The organism is Trichocoleus sp. FACHB-262 (genome assembly GCF_014696035.1).
Taxonomy (GTDB): Bacteria; Cyanobacteriota; Cyanobacteriia; order FACHB-46; family FACHB-46; genus Trichocoleus.
Map to the genome: position 1 here is coordinate 33,270 of NZ_JACJPK010000057.1, position 10,903 is coordinate 44,172.

Below are 10,903 nucleotides of genomic sequence, written 5' to 3' on the forward strand. Positions count from 1 at the left end.
CTCTAGTCCAGAACAGCGCTGCGATTCAAAGAAATGAGTTGCTTAAAGGCTTCATTGTCGAGTTCCGTCAGCCAAGATTCATCGGCCCCCACGATCGCGCCCACCAGTTTCTTTTTATCTTCAATCATCTGGTCAATGCGTTCTTCCAAGGTGCCGATCGCCACAAATTTATGCACAAAAACATTCTTCTTTTGCCCAATCCGGAAAGCGCGATCGGTGGCTTGGTCTTCTACCGCTGGATTCCACCAGCGATCGAAATGAAACACGTGATTGGCTTTAGTTAAGGTAATGCCAACTCCTCCTGCTTTGAGAGACAGCACAAAGACCGAGGGTTCAGTATTGGGGTCTTGGAACTCGGCAATCATCTGTTCGCGTTTGGGACGAGGGGTGCCACCGTGGAGATAGTAGGTATTGCAGCGAAGAGTATGTTTCAGGTATTTCTCTAGAGCTTCGCCAATCTCTGCAAATTGCGTAAATATCAAGAGGCTTTCTCCTTCTGCGATCGCTTCTTGGGTCATCTCTGTGAGGCGCTCCAGCTTATGCGATCGCTCTGGCGTGAAATCGCTGCCGTCTTGCAAAAACTGCATAGGATGGTTACAAATCTGCTTCAGTTTCATCAGGGTGGCAAGAATCAAGCCCTTGCGCTGAATGCCTTCTGCCGCTTGCAGTTGCTTCTCCACATCTTTCACCGTGGCTTCGTAGAGAGAGGCTTGTTCCCTGGTAAGGTTGCAGTAGAGTTTTTGCTCTAGCTTGTCAGGGAGATCTTGAATAATTGAAGGGTCGGTTTTGACACGACGTAGAATGAAGGGTTCGACCAGCTTTTTCAGCGTGGCTGAGCGCACGACATCATTGTTTTTTTGAATCGGAATCTCAAAGGATTGGCGGAACTGCGACTCTTTGCCTAAATAACCAGGATTGAGGAAGTTAAAAATCGACCACAGGTCGAGCAAGCGATTTTCGACCGGAGTGCCTGTGAGTGCAAGACGATATTGCGCTGGCAGTTTGTAAATTGCTTTGGTTTGAGCCGCCTTAGGATTTTTGATGTTTTGGGCTTCATCGATCACAATCCGCCGCCATTCTACTTCTGAGAGCAAAGCGGCATCTTTGCGCACCAGGGTATAGGAAGTGATCACCACATCACAGTTGGCGATCGCTGATTGAAACTCTTCTTTTTTCTGGCGGCGATCGCTACCATGATGGATGAGGGATCGGAGGTGGGGTGCAAATTTCTCGATCTCCTTTTGCCAGTTACCCACGACTGAAGTCGGCGCAATTAGTAAGGTGGGTGGAATTGATGCCGATTTTTTAGACTTTTTGGGCGTTTGTTCCCGCTCCTGCACCAAACGAGCAATCACCTGTATCGACTTGCCCATGCCCATATCATCGGCGAGGCAACCGTTAAGTCCTAGCGTTTCAAGATAGTGCAGCCAAGCTAATCCGCGTTTTTGGTAAGTACGTAGGGTTCCTTGAAGTGTTTTAGGATCAGGCAATATCTCTAAATGGCTTTTATCATTCAACCTGCTCAGCATCTCTGCCAAGGTTTCGTCGTGATCGACCTCTAGTTCAATCCCATCTTCACTGCCTCCAGACAATCTCATGAAATCGAGCAAACTCAGTTCTGGCTGCTCGTGCTGATGTTTTTTCCAAAACTCCAACATTTGCTGCATCTTGTCTTGGTCAAGCTGCATCCACTGCCCCCGAAATTGCACCAAGGAGGCTTTCGCATTGACCAATTCTTGCCATTCTTGCTCGCTCACGGGCTTGCCATCAATGGATAGCTCGTAGCGATAATCTACCAGCGTTTCGAAGGAGAAGTAGCTTTTGCTTTTGTCATCTCCGCCCAACGTGCGACCGCGCGCTTTCATCCGCAGCTTAGTACGTCGCCAACCCTGGGGGGTCCACCAAGCAGGCACTCTAACCTTATATCCTGCTGCTTCTAAGACCCAAGCTGATTCTTGCAAAAAGGCAGAGGCTTCCGCGATCGCCAGAGAGATACCAACGGGTTGATCGGTTTCTAGACCAGCCCAAAGTTGCGGATAGATCCGAGCAGCATAACCGAGATGAATCAGTAAATGTTGCTCAAAGTTTTCGCCAAACTGTTGCATTAAAGCCTTGTGGCGCTTGGTGCGGAGTCGCCAGTAATCCTGTAAGGGGATCTGGACAGAGGGATCTTGCCGCGATGCCACTTGAAACTCCAGCGTCCAAGCGTCCTCTGACTTGGCAGGAGACTGGAGCTGAAAACATAAATAAAAAGGGAGATCACTTTGGCTGCGACCAATGCGATCGCGCCAAGTTTTCCACTGTTGATATTGGGTTAGCCCTTCCAGATGCTGCCAGGGATGTCCGGGGTGTAGGCAACTCCACAGCAGGGTATCGTTAATCTGTTTTTCAAAGGCCGTGGAAGTGGGAGTATGAGTGACAATTTCTGCGAGCAACACCTCCGAAAAATGACGCAGCAAGGTCATCTTGTCGTAGAGTTGCGGTGGCTCTTGTGGCTCTGAACGACCCGCAACACAAACCAGCGGCATGAGTTCTACATAGCGTTCTAATTCCGCTTCATATCGGGCTGAAAGTATTTCCCAACCCTGATAAATTTCAAATTCTTCGGGTGTTGTTTTGGTTGTGGTTTGGCCCTTACTTTTTGCTGTTTTGGAGGTCTTATTGACAGCTTGGGATGCAGTTTTACGCTTGCTTTTAGTAGGCGGCTCTGTCGGAGCTAGCGATCGATACTTCAGCGCTGGAATATATTGATCGTGCAGAATAATTTGCTTAAAGAATTGAGTGTAGTGATACCAAAACAGGAGATCCGCACCTAACTGAATCTCCGCTAGATTGTGTAAGGCGATGAAATGCAGCTCATTCAGCAGCTTAATCACATTCGTGACCGAGGCGCGGTTGTAGGCGCCAGTTTTGACATAGGCTGTGGGACGGTAGCAATCTACTTGCCAGTACTGCCATTGCCATTGCTCTGGTGGTTCCAGTTCCAAGCAACGAGCCAGCTCTGGAGAAGGACAAGGTTGATCTCCTACAGTGGGCAGCAAGAAATATTTAGGCGCGATCGCGGTTTCAAGTGTTTGATAGGCAGCAGGCTTGATACCCAGAGATTCGGTGAGAAATGCAGCTAGCTTCTCTTGTGGCAAATGATTCAGGTGGAGAAGTGGAGCTGTTTTACGTCGTCGCAGTGTTTCTGTGGTTTCGATCCATAGATAAAATCCGCCACTCTGGACAAAGCTCGCTGTCTCTTCTGGAATCCAAGTGCCATGAAGAATATGCATCGCAGCTACTCTCAACACCCTTAACTTGATCTGCCTCCATTAAATCAGATTGTTCTAATTGGTGTTGCTTAGATCAAAAAATTAGCTTTGGGGGTTTGCTACATTCTTACCGACCTCTCCCCAAACCCCTCTCCGCGTCGGAGAGGGGCTATGAATCTAGCTTCCCTTCCCTAGTAGGAAAGGGGCTGTGGGTTAAGTCTCCATCTACAATTCACCTGTTGCTAGCATCTGAATCAGGCGAGGAGCGCCGGGATCAAAGCCTGCCATATCCCAGGAAAGTGGATCTTGGGGATCAACTAGGGAGATTTGGTAGGGAGCCAAGGTGATATACACCGCCTTTACGTTAGGATTCACCTTGCGGCGATATTCTGCTAGCGCTTGGCTAGGATGTCGCCGTCCCGCCCAGCTTTCGCAATCGGTCCAGAAGCAAACGACATCTGCTTTGAACTTGTGCTTGATCATCCAGTCGTAAGCGACCGAGGCATCGGTGCCACCAAAGTTTTGGTTATTGGCTTTGGCGATCGCAGAACTGAAGGAATCTTGAGCCGAGATATTGAGGTCTCGAAAGTTCTCTGCAAAACCTCGAATCACATAGTTCTTCTCAGCTTTAGCCGTGGCGAGTGCCATTGTGGTGGCAATTTCACAACAGGTTAAGCCGATGGAACTGACGCTGTAGTAAGACATAGAGCCAGAAACATCGATCGCATGGAGAAAGACTTTTCCAGTCGGTTGCAGCACATCAAAGGAGAGTTCTAACGCCTTTTCCAAAATGTCTACAATGCGAGGGATCGGTTCCCATGTTTTCTGGCTGCGGCCTAACTTACCGCCTGACTGGTAAGTTTTCAGCGCTTTGAGAACATCAATGGGATGGATACGACCTTTACGGAGATGATCGCGACTGTTGAGAACTTTCTCCACTTTGTCTAGATTTTTGCGGTGATCAGAACGAAGAACCCCCAACTCTGTCAAGGAACCTAGATTCCGCAACATGGCTCCAATTGGCATGTCATTAAACAAGAGCTGCCAAGCCTGCTTGTCCATTTTGCCGACAGGTGCAGCCATTTCGTGAGTTAAGCGGCCTTTCGCGATCGCCTCATGAGCTTGCTCTGGGTGCCGCTTCAGCCACTCGTACCACCAAATTTGTGACAGAGCCTCGGAGGGAGCTGTTTTAGGCAAGTTCTCCCAACCTTGAGTCACCCATTGAAACAACTGGTTATGTTCTTCAGTTGAGGGCTTAACGTGGAATAGACGCAGCGCATCTCGATGCGAGAATCCTTGGCGCTGTTGATATTTCAGCAGTTGATAGGCCAATTCTTTGACGTTCTCTCGGGTTAACCAACGTTGACCCGCTGCTCGGACAATTTTGCCGAATCCCCGCACTGACTTGGTGTAGCTCAACCACTCATAGAAATGGCTAGCTGTGCGCACCACTTTGGGAAAGATTTTTTGGAATGCATGTTTCGCTTCTGGTGCCTCCCCCATCGAGAGCAACACCAGGGCAAAGATCGGCGCACTGTTATTGATGGCACGACCATCCGAGGCATAGACAATCTCAGCCGCAACTCGCTCCGGATTCTCTGCGATCGCTTGCCCTAAGACATTGGCAAACTCGTTCGTCAGTTCTTGTTTCCCGGCGTAATAAGTGCTCTGGGCGGTACCAATCAGCAAGCAACGTCGCAGATTCTGCCACAACCCCGCTTTGAACATGTACCCCCCAGAGCGCCCCTGGATCATTTCCTTTTCGCGTCCAGGAATGGGTTGAGTTTGAGGAGTACGAGTTTTGTTTTGAGCAAAAAATTTGTAGTTCATAGTCTTCTACACCTCCGGCCCGATTGGGCAAATTGGAAAATTGACAGGACGGGAATCGCACCCGCATCTCCGGCGATTAAGGGGGACTTCGTCTACAGCGATAACCCTAAATCTGCGGCCCGTGAGGGCAAAAAGTGGTGCCTTACTATTAAGCGACCTGCCAGTGTAAATAGAGAAATTTTGAGTTTGGTGTGGTGGGGCAGGAATCGAACCTGCGACCGCGTGTTCAACGATAACCCTCATTCGTCGGCCCTTACGGACAAGGTTGTGAACAAGGACATACTCACGCTGCTTTACCACTTAGCTACCCGCCACATGTAGGCTTAGAGTTTGGTGTAGCGGCGCGGGGGTTGCACCCGCATCTCCGGCGATTAAGGGGGTGTCGATTTTCAAGCGATAACCCTAAATCTGCGGCCCGTAAGGGCAAAGTTGGTGCTCTACTGTTGAGCTAGCCGCCACATGCAAAGTTATTGGAGCGTTTGGTTTAATTTCGTCGTGAATTCATCGTTTTTGCTGCCTCTCTGTCTTGGATGAATCCAGAATAGGCGAGACACCTTCCCTCAAGCGAATCAATCGAGCAACAGGCAAAACGCTTCTGTAGCAAAGGTTTGAATACTATGGGAATAATTGCACCTGGGGGACTCCCCTAGGTTTTGCGGTTGATTTCCAAAAATCGTAGGGTACGTTGCAACGTACCGTCCTAAGATGAATGCTTGCGCTACCCATGCTACAAAGCAATTGCAAGGTATCCTGTCAATATTGACCCTGGCTAAGTGGTGCGCTACAACTCAACCTACTAGGGCGATCGCACTATCAACTCAACCCCATACACTGGGACTGGGCTTTCTAGAAGCTAATAATAGCCATGACTCGATTTTTCCCTTGTTCTTATTTAGGAACAGACATTGAATTAACGGACGAAAGAGAGCAGCATATTATTCAGACACATCCAGGCACATTACCTGAGTATTTGGAGCAGTTGAGCATCACGCTTGTAGATCCGGATCTGATCCGCCAGAGCGAACGAGATGAAAATGCTCTACTATTCTCCAAATGGTTTGATACGATCCGAACAGGAAGATACTTCATTGTGGTTACTGTTACAGATACAAGCTCAGCAAGATATTGGATTGTGACAGCTTATACTGCTCGTAAGCTGACTGGAGGCCAGGTGATATGGAAGAAAAGCTAACCTTTCGATATGATCGTGCAGGAGATATCCTGTACATCGATAAATGCTCTCCTTACTCCGATCAAGAATCTGAAGAGATTGGTGACGAAATCATTGCTCGATTGAATCCAACGTCTGGTGAGATTGAGAATTTAGAAATTTTATTTTTCTCAAAACGCTTGCTCAGTAATAATTTGTTTGAATTACCTATAATCGCTGATTTACGGCTTGCGAGCTAGTAATTGCAGAATCTTAACAAATTGATGTTGTCATATCCCGTTGAAGATTGAATCATTGCGATCGCTCACTGTTCTCTTTGCTAAACTCAGAACACATCTGTAGAGGATGCTAGAACATGGTTGCGGTAACGCCTTAACCCCTTACCTTTTGCCTGTGTTACTAGGGATTGAGCTGACCTTAACAGTGAATCAAGTTTTTGGTTGGTTGAAGATGGGGAGCTAGGGCGATCGCACTTCATGCATTCATATACATTTCGGCAATGCCTACTCTAAGCGCTGGTCCAAGTAGTTAGATTTCTTCCAACTGCTGTTGAACAGTTTCCTGTAGTTTCAGATCGGTTATTGGAGTCAAGTATTGAACTATGTTTTGAAAGCCACGATATGCAGCAGAGAAGAGCGGTGAATTTTGCTCTGCATCAACAGCATTAACATCTGCACCTGCCTCAACTAACAGTTTGACAATTTCAAAATGTCCATGATGGGCCGCTGATATAAGTGGTGTCCTTCCATCTTCAAAGGCAGCATTTACATTATGTCCAATAGCAATTAGTTCTTTTGCTCTTTCCACCTCTCCTGCTCGGATTAGACTAAAGAAAAGTGGTAGATCTTCTTCATGATTAAACATGCTGCAAACCCCAATGCAACACCTCTGCCCTAGTAAAATACTTCACCTGTATAGTTGTAAATCTTGGTATTGGCCTACTCGCAAACAATTGTAGTAGAAACGTTCTTGAGCTGAGACTCTTTGACCTTTTTACGCTCAGCTTCAGTTACACCCCAACAGGTGAAAAAATAGAGAAGAGATTATTAGAAGTGTAGACTATGCTGCAACGCAGTCTACAAAACCACTTTTCAGCGCTGGTTGTTCTACCAATGGCACGCCTGAGTTATGGCCCGGAAGTGAAGAAGCGATCGCAGCAGTTGTTGGCGGTGTTGTTGGATTATGCCAATGATGAGTTGGACTGTGATGACGTGGCTTTGGATGGGTTGCGATCGCAGATTCAGGCGCATTGGCAGACGGAACAGCGGTTGGTGGTGCGGACGAAAGTGCGGTTTTTGGAGGCTTTAACCCGGATTGTGGTTCCTCCTTTAACCGGAGAACAGATTAAGGAAGCATTGCGACGGCTGGAGGATTTTCTGGAACTACTAGAGGATAATCGCCCGAATCGGGGTGGGTCGGAAACTTGGCATTTCACCTTGAAGCTCTGGCATCCTCGGCGCGATCGCAAAGCCAACTTAGAGCGATTTGAGCAGGAGTGGGAGCAGCGACGGTCTCAGAAGTCGAAGCAGTCTACCCAGAAAAGCACAACTCAGGATGCAGAAGTCGCAGTTATAGAGGCAAATGGTGATGAGTCCGAAACAGATATGTGGTGGCAGTGGTGCCAAGATGTTTTAGAGGCGCAGCAGTATCAACGACTCACAACCAATCCGTTGACGATGGGAGATGGTGTTGCGTTTGAGTTAGATGAAGTCTATGTGCCACTAGGGTTAGTGGAGCGTAAACAACATGAGCGGCGAGATACAGAAGTGAGGGTGGATCAAGGCTCGAAACTCTATGAGGCGGAGGAGGGAGATACAGCTCAATTTGCTCTAGAGCAATTTCTAGAACAGTTGCAGCAGCCTGGATCGGCAAAGCGGATTGCGATCGCCGGAGAACCAGGAGCAGGCAAAACCACATTGCTGCAAAAACTCGCCAGTTGGTTGCTAGACCAGCGAGCGTTGCCGATTTGGATCTCTTTGGCAGATTTGCAGGGAGCTAGCCTAGAGCAGTATCTACTACAAGATTGGTTGAAAGCAGCAACTCGCAAAGTCACGGTTTCAACAGAGCTACAAGAAGCCTTAGGAGCGCAGTTTAATCAAGGACGGGTTTGGCTGTTACTGGATGCAGTGGATGAGATGGCAACGGAGGCGAGTTCTGCTTTGAGTACGATCGCGAAGCAATTGCGGGGTTGGGTTGCCGATGCCCATGTGATTCTCACCTGTCGCCTCAACGTTTGGGATAGTGGCAAAAACGCGCTAGAAACCTTTACCACCTATCGTAATCTCACGTTTAGTCATGGAGATGCTGCCAGTGCAGATCAGGTAGGACAATTTATTGAGCGTTGGTTTCATCAACACCCCACATTGGGCGATCGCTTGCAGGCAGAACTCGATAAGCTGGAGCGGAGACGGATTAAGGATGTAGTAAAAAATCCGTTGCGACTGGCCTTGCTCTGTCGAGCTTGGTCACTCAGCCAAGGGACTCTGCCCAACTCGAAAGCCGCGCTATACCAACAGTTTGTCGAGACTATCTACGAGTGGAAGCAAGATCGCTTTCCCACGACTTTGGCTCAACGCTGGCAACTGAATCAAGCCTTGGGGCATCTGGCTTTGCAGGGATTGGCTCAAGCAAAGACTAAGTTTCGGTTGTCGCAATCTTTTGTCCAGCAGGTCTTTAGAGAACAGTCCCTGGAACTGCTAGAGCTGGCTCTCAATTTGGGCTGGCTGAATCAGGTGGGGATCTCTACTGCATCTGGAGAGAAGGTCTACGCCTTTTACCACCCGACGTTTCAGGAATATTTTGCCGCGCAAGCGATCGCTGATTGGCGTTGCTTTCTCCCTGCAACTGCTGCCAACTTAACGGTAGATCTAGAAGCATCTCCGCTCGTCTTTGCCTCCCAGTGGCGAGAAGTGATCTTGCTGTGGTTAGGACGCTCCGATATACCTGTTACAGAGAAGACCGCTTTTCTGCAAGCCCTCACAGCATGGGAGGATAGCTGTGGCGGGTTCTATCACTATCAAGCTTATTTCCTCGCAGCCGCAGGTTTGGCAGAGTTTCCCGAATATCCTAACGCAGCATCTATCTTTGCTCAGTTGCTGCGATGGCGGTTTGGTGAGTTCGACTCTCAGGAGCATTGGCACCGCTACCCATTTCCAGCACAAGAGGGAGCGAGAGTGGCATTGCTGCAAAGCGATCGCACCCAAGCGATCGTAGCTTTAGAACAATTTATTCAATCTACCTCCAATTTCTTTGCCTGCTGGAATGCGGCTTATAGTTTGGGTAAAACGTTTGATCAGGGGAATGTAGTGGCGATCGCAGCAATGACACAGCTCCTCCAAACGCTACAGAGTGAACCGTTGCGGCTGCAAGTTAGTGAGAGTTTAGGCAGAGTTGACCCTGGCAATGCTTTGGCGATCGCGACCCTAATAGAACTCATTGCCACGACCCAACAAAACACGCTGCGGCGGAAAGCTGCCTACGCCCTCGGCAAACTTGATCCAGGCAATGCGATCGCCATCACCACTTTACTCAACCTGATCAAGTCAGCTCCAGAGGAGGTTTTATGTCTGCAAGCAGCAGAGAATTTATTGCAGTTAGATCCAGGGAATGCGATCGCTACCCAGTTCATCCAAGCGCATCGAAAACCTGCACCATTCCCCAAGCCACAGCGCAAGACTAAATCCCAAGTGCAAAGAGATCCAGCCCAAGCGATCGCGTCTTTGGAACAGCGTTTGGCAGCAGCGGCGGATGCTTCTACCCAGCGACGGTTGGCTTGTCAATTGGGGCATCTCCAGCCAGGACACCCTCAAGCAGTTGAGATATTGCTGCAACTGTTGCAATCTCAACGCTCTACGACTCTCTATCGCCGCATTGGTGAGAACTTGAGAGAGATTCTCCTGCAAGAACAGTTACCAATGATTGTTTCTACTTTGAGAGGTTTTGGCTCTGCAACTAAGACAGACCTGCCCCAAGACAAACCCAACGAAAAGCCTTCTTCTCAAGCCCAGGAGTGTTACAAGCTGCTTTGGTATTGCGCCCAACAATTACCTTATGCCGCTTTTTATACGGCTTGGCATCTGAAGTAAGACTGGAGGCTAAATTCTAGGCGACGCACCAAGGAAGATGTAGTGTAAAGGCGATCGCATCGTTCTTCTTAGCTACCTCAATAGTGCCTTGAATTTGTTCTACTCGCTTCTTGACTAAGGCTAGTCCTAGTCCTGTGCCACTGTGTTTCCAAGGATCATTACTAGCAATGCGGTAAAACTTGTCAAAGATGTAGTTGAGTTCTTTCTCAGGAACTTCTATTCCTGAGTTGCTCACTTGCAATTCTAAGTTTGTCGCTGTCGCCTGGGCTGAGATGGTGATGCTTCCCTGGGGAGGAGTGTATTTGTAAGCATTGTTGAGCAGTTCGCTCAGTATCCGTTCTAGGTAAGAAAAATCGGTTTCTAATGGGGGGAGTTGAGGTGGGATCGCAATTTGTAGGCATTGTTGTTGCTGGCAAATTCGGTCTGTGAAAGGCTCGATCACTGGGATAACTCACATCTTGCACCAAGGCTTGAAAGGTGAGAAGAAGGGGCGTGAAACCAATACTCTGCAAGAACAATGGATATTCTTGCCCACGCCCAAGAGCTAATCTACCACTTGCTCG

7 protein-coding genes and 3 tRNA genes are annotated in these 10,903 nt (G+C 48.5%); 3 read left to right on the forward strand and 7 right to left on the reverse strand.

All coding sequences use genetic code 11. The features are described 5' to 3' along the window. Nucleotides 1-2: 2 nt before the first annotated feature. From H6F68_RS11355 to H6F68_RS11375, 5 genes are all read right to left on the reverse strand, one after another. The gene (locus tag H6F68_RS11355) at nt 3-3,275 is read right to left on the reverse strand and encodes a DEAD/DEAH box helicase (RefSeq protein WP_190559079.1); all 3,273 of its coding nucleotides are present in this window, start codon (nt 3,273-3,275) and stop codon (nt 3-5) included. Nucleotides 3,276-3,479: 204 nt separating this feature from the next. Further along, nucleotides 3,480-5,084, reverse strand: a complete 1,605-nt coding sequence (locus H6F68_RS11360; protein WP_190559081.1) for a TROVE domain-containing protein — start codon at nt 5,082-5,084, stop codon at nt 3,480-3,482. A gap of 40 nt (nt 5,085-5,124) precedes the next feature. Then, a tRNA-OTHER gene (locus tag H6F68_RS11365) sits at nt 5,125-5,247 on the reverse strand. Nucleotides 5,248-5,271: 24 nt separating this feature from the next. Then, nucleotides 5,272-5,399, reverse strand: a tRNA-OTHER gene (locus tag H6F68_RS11370). A gap of 16 nt (nt 5,400-5,415) precedes the next feature. Next, nucleotides 5,416-5,543: transfer RNA gene (locus tag H6F68_RS11375), tRNA-OTHER, on the reverse strand. A gap of 406 nt (nt 5,544-5,949) precedes the next feature. Here H6F68_RS11375 and H6F68_RS11380 point away from each other — a divergent pair. Both H6F68_RS11380 and H6F68_RS11385 read left to right on the forward strand, forming a co-directional pair. Further along, nucleotides 5,950-6,276 carry a hypothetical protein gene (locus tag H6F68_RS11380; RefSeq protein WP_190559082.1) on the forward strand — a complete coding sequence of 109 codons (327 nt, stop codon included), beginning with the start codon at nt 5,950-5,952 and terminating at the stop codon, nt 6,274-6,276. Beyond that, on the forward strand, nt 6,261-6,494 hold the full coding sequence (locus H6F68_RS11385; protein WP_190440212.1) for a DUF2283 domain-containing protein: 234 nt from the start codon (nt 6,261-6,263) through the stop codon (nt 6,492-6,494). Before H6F68_RS11380 ends, H6F68_RS11385 begins: the two co-directional genes overlap by 16 nt. Before the next feature lie 289 nt (nt 6,495-6,783). Here H6F68_RS11385 and H6F68_RS11390 read toward each other — a convergent pair whose 3' ends face one another. Continuing rightward, on the reverse strand, nt 6,784-7,119 hold the full coding sequence (locus H6F68_RS11390; protein ID WP_190559084.1) for an ankyrin repeat domain-containing protein: 336 nt from the start codon (nt 7,117-7,119) through the stop codon (nt 6,784-6,786). Nucleotides 7,120-7,316: 197 nt separating this feature from the next. Between H6F68_RS11390 and H6F68_RS11395 the strand changes: the two genes are divergently transcribed. Next, nucleotides 7,317-10,340: an NACHT domain-containing NTPase gene (locus H6F68_RS11395; RefSeq protein ID WP_199300042.1), complete on the forward strand. Its 3,024-nt coding sequence runs from the start codon at nt 7,317-7,319 to the stop codon at nt 10,338-10,340. Between the two features lie 16 nt (nt 10,341-10,356). On the opposite strand, the gene H6F68_RS11400 is transcribed toward H6F68_RS11395, so the two are convergent. Continuing rightward, on the reverse strand, nt 10,357-10,782 hold the full coding sequence (locus H6F68_RS11400) for a sensor histidine kinase KdpD (RefSeq protein ID WP_190559087.1): 426 nt from the start codon (nt 10,780-10,782) through the stop codon (nt 10,357-10,359). Nucleotides 10,783-10,903: the final 121 nt, after the last annotated feature.